General features: G+C 68.3%; 16 protein-coding genes. 5 read left to right on the plus strand and 11 right to left on the minus strand.

Translation table 11 applies throughout. The annotated features are described in order from the left end of the window. Window positions 1–190: 190 nt before the first annotated feature. From POR01S_RS15875 to POR01S_RS15895, 5 genes are all read right to left on the minus strand, one after another. Window positions 191–967, minus strand: coding sequence for an L-fucose dehydrogenase (locus POR01S_RS15875; RefSeq protein ID WP_042136986.1), 777 nt, complete (start codon window positions 965–967; stop codon window positions 191–193). After that, window positions 964–1,824 (minus strand): amidohydrolase family protein, encoded by an 861-nt coding sequence (locus tag POR01S_RS15880; protein ID WP_042136988.1) that lies wholly within the window; start codon window positions 1,822–1,824, stop codon window positions 964–966. The genes POR01S_RS15875 and POR01S_RS15880 overlap by 4 nt, the downstream gene beginning before the upstream one ends. Beyond that, window positions 1,821–3,113, minus strand: a complete 1,293-nt coding sequence (locus POR01S_RS15885; RefSeq protein ID WP_042136990.1) for an L-fuconate dehydratase — start codon at window positions 3,111–3,113, stop codon at window positions 1,821–1,823. Before POR01S_RS15885 ends, POR01S_RS15880 begins: the two co-directional genes overlap by 4 nt. Before the next feature lie 106 nt (window positions 3,114–3,219). Then, window positions 3,220–4,068, minus strand: coding sequence for an ureidoglycolate lyase (locus POR01S_RS15890; protein ID WP_042136993.1), 849 nt, complete (start codon window positions 4,066–4,068; stop codon window positions 3,220–3,222). Between the two features lie 43 nt (window positions 4,069–4,111). Next, window positions 4,112–4,852, minus strand: coding sequence for an SDR family oxidoreductase (locus tag POR01S_RS15895; RefSeq protein ID WP_007160714.1), 741 nt, complete (start codon window positions 4,850–4,852; stop codon window positions 4,112–4,114). A 152-nt stretch (window positions 4,853–5,004) separates the two neighbouring features. On the opposite strand from POR01S_RS15895, the gene POR01S_RS15900 reads away from it, so the two are divergent. Together POR01S_RS15900 and POR01S_RS15905 are read left to right on the plus strand one after the other, a co-directional pair. Beyond that, window positions 5,005–5,769: a FadR/GntR family transcriptional regulator gene (locus POR01S_RS15900; RefSeq protein ID WP_042136995.1), complete on the plus strand. Its 765-nt coding sequence runs from the start codon at window positions 5,005–5,007 to the stop codon at window positions 5,767–5,769. Between the two features lie 674 nt (window positions 5,770–6,443). After that, the gene (locus POR01S_RS15905; protein ID WP_042136997.1) at window positions 6,444–7,274 is read left to right on the plus strand and encodes a PhzF family phenazine biosynthesis protein; all 831 of its coding nucleotides are present in this window, start codon (window positions 6,444–6,446) and stop codon (window positions 7,272–7,274) included. 7 nt (window positions 7,275–7,281) lie between these two features. Here POR01S_RS15905 and POR01S_RS15910 read toward each other — a convergent pair whose 3' ends face one another. Then, window positions 7,282–9,099: an alkaline phosphatase family protein gene (locus tag POR01S_RS15910; RefSeq protein ID WP_027600114.1), complete on the minus strand. Its 1,818-nt coding sequence runs from the start codon at window positions 9,097–9,099 to the stop codon at window positions 7,282–7,284. A gap of 132 nt (window positions 9,100–9,231) precedes the next feature. Between POR01S_RS15910 and POR01S_RS15915 the strand changes: the two genes are divergently transcribed. After that, window positions 9,232–10,014, plus strand: a complete 783-nt coding sequence (locus POR01S_RS15915) for an aldolase (protein WP_042137000.1) — start codon at window positions 9,232–9,234, stop codon at window positions 10,012–10,014. A 9-nt stretch (window positions 10,015–10,023) separates the two neighbouring features. Here the strand turns inward: POR01S_RS15915 and POR01S_RS15920 are convergent, their stop codons facing one another. The 3 genes from POR01S_RS15920 to POR01S_RS15925 form a co-directional block, all read right to left on the minus strand. Further along, entirely contained in the window at window positions 10,024–10,305 is a 282-nt protein-coding gene (locus POR01S_RS15920; RefSeq protein ID WP_042137002.1) for a hypothetical protein, read from the minus strand. A 213-nt stretch (window positions 10,306–10,518) separates the two neighbouring features. After that, window positions 10,519–10,653 carry a hypothetical protein gene (locus tag POR01S_RS24025; protein WP_255211833.1) on the minus strand — a complete coding sequence of 45 codons (135 nt, stop codon included), beginning with the start codon at window positions 10,651–10,653 and terminating at the stop codon, window positions 10,519–10,521. Window positions 10,654–10,679: 26 nt separating this feature from the next. Further along, window positions 10,680–12,767 (minus strand): PAS domain-containing protein, encoded by a 2,088-nt coding sequence (locus POR01S_RS15925; RefSeq protein ID WP_042137004.1) that lies wholly within the window; start codon window positions 12,765–12,767, stop codon window positions 10,680–10,682. Between the two features lie 318 nt (window positions 12,768–13,085). On the opposite strand from POR01S_RS15925, the gene POR01S_RS15930 reads away from it, so the two are divergent. Together POR01S_RS15930 and POR01S_RS15935 are read left to right on the plus strand one after the other, a co-directional pair. Beyond that, entirely contained in the window at window positions 13,086–14,447 is a 1,362-nt protein-coding gene (locus POR01S_RS15930) for an MFS transporter (protein ID WP_081875226.1), read from the plus strand. 151 nt (window positions 14,448–14,598) lie between these two features. After that, the gene (locus tag POR01S_RS15935; RefSeq protein WP_042137006.1) at window positions 14,599–15,663 is read left to right on the plus strand and encodes a 2-isopropylmalate synthase; all 1,065 of its coding nucleotides are present in this window, start codon (window positions 14,599–14,601) and stop codon (window positions 15,661–15,663) included. Here POR01S_RS15935 and POR01S_RS15940 read toward each other — a convergent pair. Next, window positions 15,626–16,432, minus strand: coding sequence for an AraC family transcriptional regulator (locus POR01S_RS15940; RefSeq protein ID WP_042137254.1), 807 nt, complete (start codon window positions 16,430–16,432; stop codon window positions 15,626–15,628). The genes POR01S_RS15935 and POR01S_RS15940 overlap by 38 nt on opposite strands. Before the next feature lie 5 nt (window positions 16,433–16,437). Continuing rightward, on the minus strand, window positions 16,438–16,932 hold the full coding sequence (locus POR01S_RS15945) for a MarR family winged helix-turn-helix transcriptional regulator (protein WP_042137007.1): 495 nt from the start codon (window positions 16,930–16,932) through the stop codon (window positions 16,438–16,440). Between the last annotated feature and the right edge of the window lie 14 nt (window positions 16,933–16,946).

The raw sequence follows: 16,946 nt of genomic DNA on the forward strand, positions 1-16,946 counted from the left end.
GTTGTCCACCCTAGGGGAGCTTGCTCTCGCCAACCTACGGTGGATGGGTAGGGTGGAAAACCGCGCAGCGTTTTCCACGTATCGATGATCTCGGCTAACGCTAAACCCTGCCGCCATCACAATACCACCCCCTCTCCGTCCGGGAGAGGGCTGGGGTGAGGGCGCCTTCCTGCTCCTCCGCCTCATTCCCTCACGTCAACGCCCGATCCAGATGCAGATAGCCGCCATCCACGCTCAGCCATTGGCCGGTGGTATGGCTGGAGCGTGGCGAGAGCAGGAAGGCCACGGTGTCGGCGATCTCCTCCGGGGTGGTCATGCGGCGGCCGAGGGGGATGCGCGCGGTGATAGCGGCGAGTTTGGCGGCGGGGTCGGGAAAGCCCTGCAGCCAGCGTTCGTAGAGCGGGGTCATGACCTCGGCGGGGATCACCGCGTTGACGCGGATGCCGTCGTCCAGCAGCGAGGCGGCCCACTCGCGGGTCAGGGCCAGCACGCCGCCCTTGGCCGCGGTGTAGCCGCTGGTGTCGCCCTGGCCGGAGAGGGCGGTCTTGGAAGCGATGTTGACGATAGCGCCGGTGCTGGCGCGCAATGCCGGCAGGCAGAGATGCGCCAGGTGGTAGTAGTGCACCAGGTTGCGTTCCAGGGAGGCGACGAAGGCGGCGCGACCGGCGCTGAGACTGACGCCATCGTTGACTCCGGCGTTGTTGACCAGTCCATCGATGCGCCCATAGGCATCCTGCACGGCGGCCACGGTCCGCTCGCAGGCGGCTTCGTCGCACAGCTCCACGGTGAAGGCCCGAGCCCTGGGCTGCCGTTCGGCCAGTTGCGCGGCGAAGTCGGCTGCCAGCGGCTCGCGGGCGAGGATCACCGGGATGGCGGCCTCGGCCGCCAGGGCCAGGGAGATGGCGGCGCCGATGCCGGAGCCGCCGCCGCTGACCAGGAACACCTTGTCGGTCAGGTGCAGATTCATGCCACTGCCTCCCGTGGCTGGGTGCCCAGACCATAGAGCCGGGCCGCGTTGCCGCCAAAGACCGCGGCGCGTTCACCCGTCGTGAGCTCCAGCAATGCCTGCTCGGCCAGGTCGACCACCTCGGCGTAGCTGGCGGCCAGGGTGCAGACCGGCCAGTCCGAGCCGAACAGCAGGCGCTCCGGCCCGAAGGCCTCCAGGGCGATACGGGCATAGGGAAGCAATTGCTCCGCCTGCCAGCCCTGCCAGTCGGCCTCGGTGACCAGTCCGGACAGCTTGCAATGCACATGGGGCAGCCGCGCCAGGGGCGCCAGCAGCCGAGCGTAGTCGGCGGGCGCGACCCGGCCCGGTGGCTTGCCCAGGTGGTCCAGCACCAGCACGCCGTGGTCATGGCGCGCGGCGAAGGCGGTGGCGGCGGGCAGGGTCTCGGCGTGGATCAGCAGTTCATAGAGATAGCCGTGCCGCTGCAGGGTGGCGACGCCCCGGTTGGCGGCGGCATCGGCCAGCCAGGCGCCGGGATCGGCCTCGTCCTGCACCGGATGGCGGAAGCCGCGCAGGTGACGACTGCCCTGGCGCCGTTCCAGGCGCGCCACCAGGTCGGCGGCGCGCAGGTCGGTCCAGCCGACCACCGCCTGCACCCAGGGCGTCTGGGCGGCGAGGTCGAGCAGAAAGTCCGTCTCCTCTTCCAGGGTGCGCGCCTGGACGGCGATGCAGCCGTCGAAACCGGCCCGCTGCAGGTGTGGTTGCAGATCGGCGGGCAGGTGATCGCGTTGCAGCCCGGCCATGCGCCCGTCGATCCAGGCGAATTCGGCCGGCCGATAGCGCCAGAAGTGCTGGTGGGCATCCAGGCGCGGGCTCATGACGGCTGCCCTCCGGCATTGCGATAGCGCGCCCGGGAGGCGGCCTTGATGGCGATGGAGAACCCTGGCGCCTGGGGCGCGAGATAGGCGGCGCCGCGCACCCGGCAGGGGTCCTCGAAGTGTTCGTGGAGGTGATCGACGTATTCCACCACCCGGCCCTCGTGGGTGCCGGCGACGCAGAGGTAGTCGATCATCGCCAGGTGCTGCACATATTCGCAGAGGCCCACGCCGCCGGCATGGGGGCAGACCGGCAGGTCGTACTTGGCGGCCATCAGCTGCACCGCCAGCACCTCGTTGAGGCCGCCCAGGCGGCAGGCATCGAGCTGCACCACGTCCAGGCCGCCGCGCATGATGAATTGCTTGAAGAGGATGCGGTTCTGGCACATCTCACCGGTGGCCACCTTGACCGGTGCCACCGCCTCGCGGATGGCGCGATGACCCTCCACGTCGTCGGGGCTGGTGGGTTCCTCGATGAACCAGGGCTGGGCGAAGGCCAGCTCGCGCACCCAATCGATGGCCTCGCCGACTTCCCATACCTGGTTGGCGTCGATCATCAGGTGGCGCTCGGGGCCGATCACCTCGCGGGCGATGCGCACCCGGCGGATGTCGTCGGCGAGATCGCGACCGACCTTGAGCTTGATGTGGGAGAAGCCGGCGTCGATGGCCTCCTGGCAGAGGCGGCGCAGCTTGTCGTCGGGATAGCCGAGCCAGCCGGCCGAGGTGGTGTAGCAGGGATAGCCCTCGGCTTCGAGGCGCTGCAGGCGCTCGGCCTTGCCCTCGGCGCGCTGGCGCAGCAGGGCCAGGGCTTCCTCGGGGGTGATGCAGTCGGTGAGGTAGCGGAAGTCGATGCAGCGCACCAGCTCTTCGGGACTCATCTCCGCCACCAGGCGCCAGACCGGCTTGCCCACGGCGCGCGCCCAGAGGTCCCAGGCGGCGTTGACCACCGCGCCGGTGGCCAGGTGGATGGCGCCCTTGTCCGGGCCGATCCAGCGCAGCTGGCTGTCGCCGGTGATGTGGCGCCAGAAGCGGCCCGGGTCTTCCTGGATCCATTCCAGGGTCAGGCCTTGCACCCGCGGCTCCAGGGCGCGCAGGGCGGCGCAGCAGATCTCGTTGCCGCGGCCGATGGTGAAGGTGAGGCCGTGACCCTCCAGCCCCGGCTGGTCGGTCTGCAGGATGACGTAGGCGGCGGAGTAGTCCGGATCCGGATTCATGGCATCGGAGCCATCCAGCGCCTGGCTGGTGGGAAAGCGGATGTCTTCGATCTGCAGGCCGGTAATTGTTGTTGGCATGGCGCTGTCCTCGAGGGTTTTCACGGGCTGAGCGAACCCGGCCCCGTGCCCGCTCGATGAAAAGCGGGCACGGGGGTTTGCTAGGTTTGGGTGGGGGTGGCTTGCCCTAGTCGGCGGCGACGGTGCGCTGGTGCTGCTCGCCCAGGCCCTGGATGCCCAGGCGCATTTCCTGGCCGGGCTTGAGGTACACCGACTGCGGCTTGACGCCCATGCCCACGCCCGGCGGCGTGCCGGTGGAGATGACGTCACCCGGTTGCAGACTCATGCAGCGGCTGAGGTAGGCGATGATCTGGGCCACCGTGAAGATCATGGTGCGGGTGTTGCCGTTCTGGTAGCGGTGGCCGTCCACTTCCAGCCAGAGGTCGAGGTTCTGCGGATCGGCCACCTCGTCGGCGGTCACCAGCCAGGGGCCGAGCGGGCCGAAGGTGTCGAAGCCCTTGCCCTTGTCCCAGGTGCCGCCGCGTTCGAGTTGCCACTCGCGCTCGGAGACGTCGTTGACCACGCAATAGCCGGCCACGTGATCCAGGGCGTTGGCTTCGTCGATGTAGCGCCCGGCCTTGCCGATCACCACGCCCAGCTCCACTTCCCAGTCGGTCTTGGTCGAGTCGCGGGGGATCTGCACGGCGTCGTTGGGCCCGCAGATGGCGCTGGTCCACTTGTTGAACACCACCGGCTCCTTGGGCACGTCCAGGCCGGATTCGGCGGCGTGGTCGGCGTAGTTGAGGCCGATGCAGATGAACTTGCCGACCCGGCCCACGCAGGGGCCCAGGCGCGGGGTGCCGTCCACCAGTGGCAGGCTGTCCGGGTCCAGCTGACGCAGCCGGGCCAGGGATTCGGCGCCGAGCGCCTCGCCAGCGAGATCGGCCACCTGACCGGAGAGATCGCGAAGCCGACCCTGGGCATCCAGCAGACCGGGTTTTTCCTGGCCCTGGGGGCCGTAGCGCAAGAGTTTCATCGGAGCTCCTATGAGGGGAAAAGGGTGCGGACGAAAAACGGCGTCAGACGCTCCAGCCACCATCGATCACCTGGGCGGTCCCGGTGACGAAGGCGGCGGCGTCGGAGGCAAGATACAGGGCGAGGGCGGCGATCTCCTCCGGCCGACCCACGCGACCCATCGGCTGGCGGGCGGCGAAGGCGGCCTGCACCTCGGCTTCACTGCGGCCTTCGCGGGCGGCCTGGTCGGCGATGCGCTGGTGCAGCGAGGGGGAATCCACGGTGCCGGGGCAGATGGCGTTGCAGCGGATGCCCTGGCCGACATAGTCGGCGGCCACCGACTTGGTCAGGCCGATCACCGCCGCCTTGCTGGCGCCATAGGCGCAGCGATTGGCCACGCCCTTGAGGCTGGAGGCGATCGAGGCCATGTTGATGATGCAGCCGCCGCCCTGGGCCAGCATGCCGGGCAGCACGGCGCGGATCATGCGGTACATGGCGGTGGCGTTGAGTTCGAAGGAGAAGCGCCAGGCGTCTTCGTCGCAATCGAGAATGCTGCCGGCGTGGACGTAGCCGGCGCAGTTGAACAGGACATCCAGGCTGCCCAGGTCGGCGACCAGGGCGGTAACCGCCGCCGCATCGGTGACGTCGAGCACCCGGGTACGCAGCCCTTCGAGGCTGTCCAGGGCGGCGGCATTGATGTCGGTGGCGATGACCTCGGCACCGGCGCGATGGAAGGCGAGGGCGGTGGCCCGGCCGATCCCCTGGCCGGCGGCGGTGACCAGGACGCGTTTGCCTGCATGACTCATGCGGGAGACCTCTTGGCTGATTATTGTTGTGAGTCGCCTGACCGCCAGCGGTCAATGGTCAGGCCATTGGTCCTATTGTTTAGACCCTGCTAGGCTCTCAGGCAAGGATTTTTTCGCGGCAGACTGCGCGACCTGCATGAGACGAGACCGCCATGCCCCTTCAGGTGATTGAAAAACCACGGCTTTACCGGCAGATCGCCGACCAGCTGCGCGCCCTCATCTACGGCGGCGAATATCCGCAGGGCAGTTGCCTGCCCGCCGAGCGCGAATTGGCCAAGCAGCTGGGGGTGAGTCGTGCCTCGGTACGCGAGGCGTTGATCGCCCTGGAGGTGATCGGCCTGGTGGACGTGCGCGTCGGCGACGGCGTGCGGGTCTGCGCGCCCAGCGCCCCGCCGCCGCCGGACACCCCGGTGCTGGAGCTGGCCGGGCGCGGCCAGTGGGCGGAGATGGATCCAGAGCTGAGCCTGGCGCTGGACCTGGACGCCGAGATCCCGCCCTTCGCCCTGCTGCAGGCGCGCCGCCTGGTGGAGCCGGAGGCCGCCGCCCTGGCCGCAAGGCATGCCAGCGCGAGCGAACTGGCCGGCATCCGCGCGGCCTATGGGCGCAACGTCGAGGACAATCGCCTGGGCTCGACCACCCATCCCGGCGACCGGCTGTTCCATATCCGCATCGCCCAGGCCAGCGGCAATCCGGCCTATGCGCTGCTGCTACGCCATCTGCTCGGCCATCGCTACGGCAGCATGTTCCAGCTGCTGCAGCGCCGCTACACCCCCGAAGACATGCCCGACCGCTCCCAGCAGGAGCACCTGGCCATCCTCGAAGCCCTGGAAGCCCACGATCCCGAAGCCGCCCGCCAGGCCATGGCCACGCATCTGGACGCGGTGACCCGCATCTTCGCGCGGCCGGCGGTGGAGTGAGGAGGCGGAGGTGCCTCGGCTTTTCCCCCTCTCCCTCTGGGAGAGGGTTGGGGTGAGGGTGGCTAGTGCCCATTGGGCTTCGCTGCGCTCAGTGCCAACCTACGGGTGAGCGATGATTCGTGGACAAGGCTGTGCCGTTGTCCACGCTACGGCACGGCGCTACCCCTCCGCGCGGAACCGCCCCCTCTCCCTTGGGGAGAGGGCTGGGGTGAGGGGGGACGTTGGGCTTCGCTGCGCTCAGTGCCAACCTACGGGTGAGCGATGATTCGTGGACAAGGCTGCGCCGTTGTCCACGCTACGCAGGGCGCTGACCCCACGCGGAACCGCCCCTCTCCCTCTGGGAGAGGGCTGGGGTGAGGGTGGCTAGTGCCCATTGGCCTTCGCTGCGCTCAGTGCCAACCTACGGGTGAGCGATGATTCGTGGACAAGGCTGCGCCGTTGTCCACGCTACGCAGGGCGCTGACCCCGCGCGGATCCGCCCCCTCTCCCTCTGGGAGAGGGCTGGGGTGAGGGCAAACCCCGCGACGATGCCGTAGGGTGGAAAACCGCGCAGCGTTTTCCACGCAAACCCCGCGCAACGCCCGTCTGTACGGCCATTTAGCGACCCGGCTGTGGCTGGCCCCACCGGCGCCCGGCCGCGGACAATCAGTGCTTTGCCCAAGGAGTCCGCCGCCATGTCCCTCGTCTTCCATCAGGTCGATGTCTTTGCCCAGCGCCCCCTGGAGGGCAATGCCCTGGCGGTGGTCTGTGGCGCCGATGCGCTGTCCACCGAGCAGATGGCCGCCCTGGCGCGCTGGACCAATCTGTCGGAAACCACCTTCCTGCTGCAGCCCACCGATCCGACGGCGGACTACCGGGTACGTATCTTCACCCCGCAGCGCGAGTTGCCCTTCGCCGGCCATCCGACCCTGGGCAGTTGCCATGTCTGGTTGCGCGAAGGCGGGCGGCCCAAGGGCGGCGAAGTGATCCAGGAATGCGGCGCCGGCCTGGTGCCGATCCGCGCCGCCGGGGAGGAGCTGGCCTTTGCCGCGCCGCCGCTGGTGCGAGGCGGCGCGGTGGAGCCCGAGATACTGGCGCGCATCGCCCGGGGCACCGGCCTGGCGCCTGAGCGCATCCAGGCCAGCCAGTGGGCCGACAACGGCCCCGGCTGGGTGGCGGTGCTGCTTGAGAGTCGCGAGGAATTGCTGGAGCTCCGCCCGGACTATGCCGCCCTGGAAGGCCTCAACGTCGGCCTGATCGCCCCCTGGACGGGCAGCGCGGCCGAGGCGCAATTCGAAGTGCGCGCCCTGATGGGCGAGGAATTCGCCGAAGACCCCGTCACCGGCAGCCTCAACGCCAGCCTGGCGCAGTGGCTGATCCCGGCGGGCCTGGCGCCGGAGCGCTATCTGGCCAGTCAGGGCACGGTTCTCGGCCGGCGCGGCCGGGTGCGGGTAGCCCGCATCGCCGACCGCATCTGGGTGGGTGGCGCGGTGCAGGACTGCATCCGCGGCACCCTCAGCCTCTAGGCGCGGATCACAGCCCGACCGAGCGACCCTTGAAGCCGGCCGCATCGAAGTAGCGGGTGTCGCCGACGTTCTGGGTCTTGAGTTCGGTGACCAGCCCGCCCGCCGCCGGTGCCGAGCGCTGCACCCGGTGGCTGGCCTTGACCGGCTTGCCGCCTTCCAGACTCTCGCCGATCACCCGGCCGACCAGTTGCCCCTTGGCCGGGATCTCCAGGTGCAGCAGGTGCGCCAGGGTCTGGCCGACGTCGGCGTTGCTGACCGGACTCAGGTCGACGAAGCCCTTGCGGAAGTCCGGGCCGATGGCCGCCATGAAGTTGTGGGTGTCGCCGCGGCTGAAGCTTCCGTGCATGCCCTGGCCCTGCTGCAGCCCGGTGTCGGCCACCTCGACGGCGCAGACGTCGGGCTTGCCGCAGCCGCTGTCATAGGAGCGGAAGTTGACCACGATGGCGGGGTAGGGGGTGAGCGCCGAGCCCTTGAGGTTGATCGCCGAGAGCGGCAGGGTGCCGGGGATCTTGCCCAGGTCGTCGTCGACGAACAGGCCGCTGACGTAATCCTGCTTGAGCAGCGCCGCGACCACCTTGGGCGCCAGCGTCTTGGCATCGCCCTGCGGCAGATAGACCAGGTCCGAGCCGCCGTTGGCCGCCACCACCACCTCCGGCTTGGCCGCGTCCGGGCCGATCAGGCCATTGGCCTTGCTCGGGTGCTGGCCCTGGTCCATCGCCACCGCGGCGCCCTTGGCGTCCGGATCGAGCAGCGGCAATTTCAGCGCGGCGGCGAGATCCAGGGCGAGGAAGCCGGGCGGCAGCTGCCCCTTAGGCACGTCGGGGTAGCTGGCCTTGGCCGCCGGACTGGTCTTGCTCTCCTTGGAGATGGTGGAGAAGCCGTGGTCGGCGCTGACGAAGATGTCGGTGTTGCCGTCCAGGCCCAGCTCCTTGAGCCGGGCGCGCAGGGCGCCGAGGTTGGCGTCGACGTTGCGGATGGCGGCCAGGCTGGTGGGGCCGTTGATGCCCGGGGTGACCTTGCCCAGGCTGTCGCCCTGGTTGTGCTGGGTGCCGTCGGGGTCGCGCGACCAGAACACCAGCACGAAGGGCTTGCCGCTCGCCTTGAAGCGCGGCAGCAGCACCTGGTTGGTGACGTCGAGGAAGTAGCGCTGCTGCTCGACGTTGGCGCTCAGGGTGCCGGGCGTGGTGGCGTTGCCGGCCTTGCCGTTGGCGCCCCGGCTCGGGGCTTCCAGCGGCAGACCGGCCTGTTTCAGGGCGTCCTGCATGGCCGCGCTCAGGGGAATGCCGGTGGGGTGACCGGTGGAGTCGTCGACGATCACCGTCTTTTCGCCGTCGCGGGCGGTCACGTCCTGGATGGCCACCGGGCCGAGCTTGCCGACGGCGGCGGTGGACAGGCCCGCCTGGCGCGCGGCGGCCAGCAGGGTTTCCTCGTCCAGGTAGTTGCCGGCGAAATGCTCGTCGACGTCGCCCAGCACCTCGTCGTTTTCCAGGAAGGGCGTGACGCTGTTGTTGGCGCCCGGCACCGGGAAGCCGGTGTAGATGGTGTTACTGAAATCCCCGGTGTCGCCCAGGTAGTGCCCGGTGGCCAGGGCCGAGGCATTGGGCGTGGTGAAGGTCGGGAACAGCGAATGGCTGTTCTGGAAATTCACGCCCTCCCGGCGCAACTGGGCCAGATTCGGCGCGGTCTGGGCATCGACGATGTTGGCGCGCAGGCCATCGGGGATGAAGAGAATGACGTTGCGCGCCGGCTCCGCGGCCATGACGGCCGAACTGGCGAGAAGGGCGAGGCTGCAGGCACGGGCGAGACGGGTCGGAAGGAAGGCCATGGAAAACTCTCTGGAGGGAGGAAAGATGGCAGAGATGTAACAAGAGATTGCTGCAATTTTATGATGACAGCGCCATGACAGGGGGCGGCATCCTTTGTGCAGCACTCCGGCCTCTTTCCAAGGAGCACCCCTATGGCCCACGCCTTCGCGAGTACCACTGCCGCTGCCCGTCACCTCGATCTGGACACCCCGGCCATCCGCCAGGCCCGCATCGATCTCGCCGCCTGCTTCCGCATGGCTGCCCGCCTGGGCCTGGGCGAGGGGATCTGCAATCACTTCTCCTTCGTGGTGCCCGGCCACGACGAGCTGTTCCTGGTCAATCCCTATGGCCTGGCCTTCGCCGAGGTCACCGCATCCTCGCTGCTGATCTGCGACTTCGACGGTGGCGTGGTCATGGGCGAGGGTGCCCCCGAGGCCACCGCCTTCCATATCCATGCCCAGCTGCACCGCCTCAATCCCGGGGCACGGGCGGCCTTCCATACCCATATGCCCAATGCCACGGCGCTCTGTCTGCTGGAGGGCGAGCCCTTCGTCTGGGCCGGGCAGACCGCGCTGAAATTCTATGACCGTCTGAGCGTGGACGAGGACTACAACGGCCTGGCGCTGGACGCCACGGAAGGCGAACGCATCGCCCGGGCGGCGGGGGACGCGGCGGTGGTCATGCTGAAGAATCACGGACCCCTGGTACTGGGGCCGAGCATCGCCGAGGCCTGGGACGACCTCTACTACCTGGAGCGCGCCGCCGAGGTGCAACTCAAGGCCATGGCCAGCGGCCGGCCGCTGAAGCCGGTGGCACCGGCCATCGCGCATGCCGCCTGCCAGCAGATGCTGCAGGGCAACGCCGACAGCGCGCGGCTGCACCTGGAAAGCGTGAAGCGCCAGCTGCTGCGGCTGGAGCCGGCTTACCGGGACTGAGCGGGGCGGTCAGCCGCCGTGGCTGCGGCGCTGGGACACGGCCTGCACCTGCGGAGCGGACAGCTCCAGTGCGGCGGCCGCGACCACGGGCAGCTGGGCATCCAGCTGCTCGACCAGGCGCTCGCGCAACTGGCGCTTGATGATGCGACTCATGTCGAGCTGGCCATGATGATCCAGGGCCAGAAAGCCCTGCTGGAGGATCTCGATGGACAGGAACGGGACCTCGGCGCCCAGGGGGCAGACATCGAAGGCAAGCGACTGAGCGTGGGCTGACGGCATCCTGGTGATCATGGCTGTCCCTCCTGGACCAGAGCCCCATCATGCCAGGCCCGGCGGAGAGCGCTGGAGTGGCAAAACGCGGACCCGTGGACTGTTGCGCATTTTGTCGGCGCGAAAAAAAGCCCGGGATCCTCCCGGGCTAAAAGCGCAGATGTCAGCTTCTACGATGCCTTTCGGCATGGAAGAGAGCTTGCCACCGCCCGGCTTATGGCTGGCTTAACGTCGCTAGCGAATCAGCGAGGCCAGCAGGGCCATGCAGGCGATGGCGGCAAAGATCAGCAGGAGGTGTAGCAGGGAGAGCTTGTCCATGAGCGAGGGCACGGGTAGCGACACGGAGGGCCGATGATAGCAAAGAGACATCACAGCACACCTGACCTGCTTGCGACTCAGGCCCTTTGCAGCATCGCCTGGATCCGCCGCTCCAGCGTATCCAGGGTGAAGGGCTTGGTCAGCACCCGCATGCCGGTTTCGAGATGGGCGTCGTCGATGACCTGGCTTTCCGCATAACCGGTGATGAACAGCACCGGCAGCTCCGGTCGCAGTCCGCGCAGGGCGTCGGCCAGCTGGCGGCCGTTGAGGGCGCCGGGCAGGCCGACATCGGTGATCAGCAGGTCCAGCGGGGTATCGGGCGAGAGCAGGGCCAGAGCGGTGGCGGCATCGGCCGCCTCCAGTACCCGGTAGCCGTGGGCGAGCATGACTTCCACCAGCAGCGTACGGATGGTGGGTTCGTCGTCGACCACCAGGATGGTCTCGCCGTGGCCTGGGGCGTGAGGCTCCGGTTCGGCCGGCAAGGCGCTGTCGGCCAGCGGCGCCAGGTGATGACGCGGCAGATAGAGGTGTACCCAGGTACCGGCGCCGGGCGCGGAGTCGATGCGGATCTCGCCACCCGACTGCAGTACGAAGCCATGCACCATGGACAGTCCCAGGCCGGTGCCCTGGCCAATGGGCTTGGTGGTGAAGAAGGGATCGAATACCCGGGCGAGGACCTCGTCGCTCATGCCGCTCCCGGTATCGCCCACGCTCAGGCGCACGAAGTCGCCCACGGGCAGGGCCTGGCGCTCGGCCTGGGTCGCGTCCAGGCGCTCGTTGCTCAGGACGATACGGATGCGCCCGCCGTCGGGCATGGCGTCGCGGGCGTTTAGGCAGAGGTTGAGCAGGGCGTTTTCCAGCTGCAGGCCGTCGATGTGGGTCAGCCAGAGCCGGGGATCGGCTTCGCGCTCCAGGGCGATCTGCGGACCTATGCTGCGCTGGATCAGGTCTTCCAGGCCGATGACCAGTTGCTCCAGCGCCACCGGTTGCGGATCCAGGGTCTGGCGCCGGGAAAAGGCCAGCAGCCGGTGGGTCAGGGCGGCGGCGCGCTGGGCGGCGCTGCGGGCGGTGCCGGTGTAGCGCTCGAGGTCCTGCAGCCGGCCCTGGCGCAGGCGCAGGTCGAGCATCTCCAGCGAGCCGAGGATGCCGGTCAGCAGGTTGTTGAAGTCATGGGCGATGCCGCCGGTGAGTTGGCCGACGGCCTCCATCTTCTGCGACTGGCGCAGGGCTTCTTCCATCAGCCGGATGCGCTCCTGCTCGTTGAGGCGCTCGGTAACGTCATAGGCGAACTGATAGGCGCCGATGCGCTGGCCGTCGGCATCGAGCAGCGGGCTGAATTGCAGTTCGTAGTGGCGCTGCAGCGGTGCCTCGCCGACCGAGACGATCTCGTTGAAGGCTTCGCCGGTAAAGGCGCGCTGCCACTGCGCGGACAGCCGTTCGCTGATCTCCGGGCGACTGTCCAGGGCCGAGCGGTAGGACGCCCCCAACTGCGGGCGGACGCCAAAGACCTGTTCGAAGAGGTCGGCGCCGGAGCCATTGACCGCCAGCCAGCGGAAATCGAAGTCCAGTACATGGATCATTGCACTGGCGGCGTCCACCACCTTGGCCAGGATGCGGTTGGCGGCCAGGGCGGCCTGCACCCGTTCTTCGAGGGTTTCGTTGAGTTGCCGCAGGGCGATTTCGGCGCGCTTGCGCGCGGTGATGTCCTGGAACAGCACCGCGACCTGGCGGCGGCTGGCCGGCTCGATGCGAAAGGCGGCCAGCTCCAGGTAGCGCCCGGTGGCCACCAGTTCCTGCTCGAAGCGGATGGCTTCGCCGGTGCGCAGCACGTGCCCATAGCGGTCGAGCCAGGCCTGAGCCTCGTCGCCGACCATGTCGCGCAGCTTCTGGCCCACCACATTGGGTATACCGGCATGGGCCGCATAGGCCGGATTGGCCTCGATGTGGATGTAGTCGCTCAAGGGGCCGTGGGGCCCGTCGAGGAATTCGATGATGCAGAAGCCCTCGTCCATGGCGTTGAACAGGAACTGGTAGCGTTCGCTGGTCAGGGTCGCGCTGTTTTCCGCAGGCACGGCGCGGGCATCGAGCTGCTGGCGCAGCTGCTGATTGCGTTGCTCCAGCTCGGCAAGGCGCGCCAGCAGGGAAGGGATGTCGGCGACAGGCACGGCAGGCTCGGCGAGAAGAGATGAGACGACGGCTTCGCCTCAAAGACCGGCATTAGACGGCTTGGGGCGAAAAAGTGCCGGGCGCGTCACAGATTCTTTAAGGTAGGGTTCAGGGGCCGGTCAGAGAGGCTGAGGTGAGCGCGAAGACTGACTTGGGTGGCCAGGGACTAGCTACTTGAGAGATGTCTGACCACTCTGCTTTAGGTGGATTGACACCTGTCAAAGTCACTCATACGATGTCGTATGAATATCTGGTAACAGCTTTCCAACGACCCCGGTTCACACCGGTCAATAACAACAAGTCAGGAAGCCTATTCGATGACTATCCAGGTCACTCCCGAGACGGAGTCCGCCCTGCGGCCGCAGGACACGCCCGTCGCCGCTACCCCGCAAGTCTCCCGCTTCACCCGCTACCGCTGGCTGATCTGCGCCCTGCTGTTCATCGCCATCGGCATCAACTACATCGACCGCCAGATGATCGGCATCCTCAAGCCCACGCTGCAGGCGGACCTGGGCTGGACGGAGACCGATTACGCCAAGATCGTGTTCTGGTTCCAGTGCGCCTACGCCATCGGCTTCCTGACCTTTGGCCGCATCATCGACAAGGTCGGGGTGCGCATCGGCTACGCCCTGGCCTTCACCATCTGGACCATCGCCAGCATCGGTCACGGCATCGCCCATACCGTCACTCACTTCGTGCTGGTGCGTTTCACCCTCGGCTTCGGCGAGTCCGGCAGCTTTCCGGCCAGCCTCAAGGCGGTCTCGGAATGGTTTCCGCAAAAGGAACGCGCCCAGGCCACCGGGCTGTTCAACGCCGGCACCGCCATGGGTCCAATCATCACACCTTTGCTGGTACCGGCCATCACCCTGGCCTGGGGCTGGCGCGCGGCCTTCATCTCCATCGGTCTGGTCACCGCCCTGTGGCTGATCGCCTGGCTGCTGATCTATCGCCGCCCCCACGAACACCCCAAGGTGAGTCGCGAAGAGCTGGCCTACATCCAAGCCGACGATGGCTCCCCGGTATCGGCCAAGCCGGCCGTCGCGGTCAAGATCTCCTGGTTCAAGCTGCTGACCTTCCGCGAGACCTGGGCCTATGCCGCCGGCAAGTTCCTCACCGATCCGATCTGGTGGCTATACCTGTTCTGGCTGCCGGACTTCCTCGGCAAGACCTACGGCCTGAATCTGAAATCCTTCGGTCCGCCGCTGATCGCCATCTATATCCTGGCCGACATCGGCTCGGTGATGGGCGGCTGGGGCTCCTCCAAGCAGATGAAGCTCGGCCGCAGCGCCAACCTGGCGCGCAAGACCACCATGCTGCTCTGCGCCCTGGCGGTCGTGCCCATCGTCACCGCCCAGTTCGTCTCCAGCCTGTGGCTGGTGGTGGGCATCATCGGTCTCGCCGCCGCGGCCCACCAGGCCTGGTCGGCCAACCTGATGACCCTGCCGTCGGACCTCTTCCCCAAGGAAGCCGTGGCCTCGGTGATCGGCATCGGCGGTACCGCCGGCGCCATCGGCGGCATGCTGATGACCACCTACAACGGCTACATCCTGGAGATCTTCAAGTCCTACCAGCCGATCTTCATCGTCGCCGGCAGTGCCTACCTGGTGGCCATCGTGGTCATCCATGTGCTCACGCCGCGGCTCAAGCCGGTACCGCTGGAGCGCATCTCGGTGGGCTGACCGCGGGTCGCTGACAAGCAAGCCGCCGGGTCATCCCCGGCGGCTTTTTGCATGCTGCTGGCTGTCCGGATCGCGCAGGGGGCTGTCCTGCTCGCGAGCGCAGCGGACCGGCGGGGCGCTCAGACTCGGGGACCCAGTCCTGGAGTCCCCCATGCTCAAGCAACCCCAGACCAAGTACCGCGCCTTTGCCGCGCCCCCGTTGCCCGACCGCCAATGGCCGGGCCGCCAGCTGACCCAGGCACCGCGCTGGTGCTCCACCGACCTGCGCGATGGCAACCAGGCGCTGATCGAGCCCATGGGGCTGGAGCGCAAGCGGCGCTTCTTCGCTCTGTTGCTGGCGATCGGCTACCGGGAAATCGAGGTGGCCTTTCCGGCGGCGTCCCAGACCGATTTCGATTTCGTGCGTGAACTGGTCACCGCGGACGGACTGCCGGACGATCTCTGGCTGCAGGTGATGACACCCGCGCGCAGCGAGCTGATCGAGCGCACCTTCGCGGCCCTGGAGGGCGTCCCCCGCGCCATCGTGCACCTCTACAACGCCACTGCGCCGCTGTTTCGCCGGGTGGTCTTCGACCAGGATCGCGCCGCCACCCTGGCCATGGCGGTGGCCGGTACCCAGCGCGTGCGCGCCCTGTGCGACGCCCAGCCGGAGACGGCCTGGACCTATCAGTATTCGCCCGAGACCTTCTGCTTCACCGAGGCGGACTTCGCCCTGGAGATCTGCCAGGCGGTGCGCGAGGCCTGGCAGCCCTCGGCGGAGCGCCCGCTGATCCTCAATCTGCCGGCGACGGTGGAAGTGGCCACGCCCAATGTCTATGCCGACCAGATCGAGGGCTTCATCCGCGGCCTGGGTCCGGCGCCCCATGTGACCATCAGCGTCCATCCGCACAACGACCGTGGCACTGGCGTCGCCTGCGCCGAACTGGCCCAGCTGGCCGGGGCCACGCGGGTGGAGGGCTGTCTGTTCGGCAACGGCGAACGCACCGGCAACGTCGATCTGGTGACCCTGGCGCTGAATCTCTACAGCCAGGGCATCACGCCGGGCATCGACTTCTCCCGCCTGGAAGAGGTGGCCAGCGTGGTGGAGGCCTGCAACCAGCTGACCATCCATCCGCGCCATCCCTATGGCGGTCGCCTGGCCCTGGCCGCCTACCCAGCGCAGGCCGCGCCGCTGGGGATCATAGATCCGGCCGATCTGGGCCGGGTGGCGGGCTAGGGACGGGGGGCAACTCCGTCTGGCCGCGATAGGCGGAAGGGGACACCCCCAGCACCTGGCGGAAGCGGGTGGCGAAGGCACTGGGGCTGGCATAGCCGTGGTCCAGGGCGACGTCGACGATGGCGTGGCCGGCGGCCAGGGAGGTCAGGCTGGAATCCAGCCGCGCCCGCTGCAGCCACTGGCCGAAGGTCAGGCCGGTTTCCTTGAGGAACAGCCGGCTCAGGGTGCGCTCGCTGACCGCCAGCCGCGCGGCGGCGCGGGTCAGCGTCCAGCGCTCGTCCGGGTGCTGGCGCAGGTGGCGGCAGAGTGCGGCGAGGGTGGCATCCACCGGCCAGGGCAGGTGCAGGCCGGCGGTGGGCGAGCCCTGCAACTCGTCGAGCATCAGCTGCAGGATAGAGCGGGCACGCCCCTCGGCCGGTCGATCGGCAGGCAGGGGCAGGGCGGCCAGGATGAGTTCGCGCAGGAGCGGCGAGACGGCGATCAGCTGGCAGCGCGTCGGCAACTCGGCGCGCGCCTGGGGATCGACGAACAGGGTGCGCACCTCGACCCGGCCCAGCAGGTGCAGATCGTGCTCTTCGCCGGCGGGCACCCAGACGCCGCGCCCGGGCGGCACCACCCAGCGCCCCTGGGCGGTGTTGACGATGACGATGCCGCAGAGGGCATGGATCAGCTGCGCCTGGCGATGGCGATGGGGCGGCACCCGCTCGCCATGGGCATAGTCCTGGGCCACGGCGTGCAGGCCATTGCACGAGCTGAAGTCGAGGTACATGGCCGTCAGGACGGCGCGCGGCCGGCCAGCCACTTGCCCAGCAGGGCATCCAGCTGCCGCTGCTCGGCCTCGCTGAGGGTGGCCAGGGCGCGGCGCTCGTTGTCGACATGGGCGGCCATCAGGCCATCGATCAGGGCGAAGCCGTCCGTGGTGAGGGCCACCAGGGTGCTGCGACGATCCTCGGGATTCTTGCGCCGCTCGATCAGCCCGGCGCGCTCCAGGCGGTCGAGGCGATTGGTCATGCCGCCCGAGGAGATCATGGCCGATTCATAGAGCACCGTCGGACTCAGGGCATAGGGCTCGCCGGCGCGCCTCAGGGTGGCCAGCACGTCGAATTCGCCATAGTGCAGCCGGTGTTCGTCGAAGAAGGGCTGCAGGACGTCGCGATTGAGCACCTGGGCCATCTCGCCCAGGCGACCGACCAGGCGCATGGGCAGGGCATCCAGGTCGGGGCGCTCGCGGTGCCACTGGTCCACGGCGAATTCGGCGCGATCGGCCATCCGGCTTACCTCGG

The sequence above is a fragment of the Pseudomonas oryzihabitans NBRC 102199 genome (genome assembly GCF_000730625.1).
Classification (GTDB): Bacteria; Pseudomonadota; Gammaproteobacteria; order Pseudomonadales; family Pseudomonadaceae; genus Chryseomonas; species Chryseomonas oryzihabitans.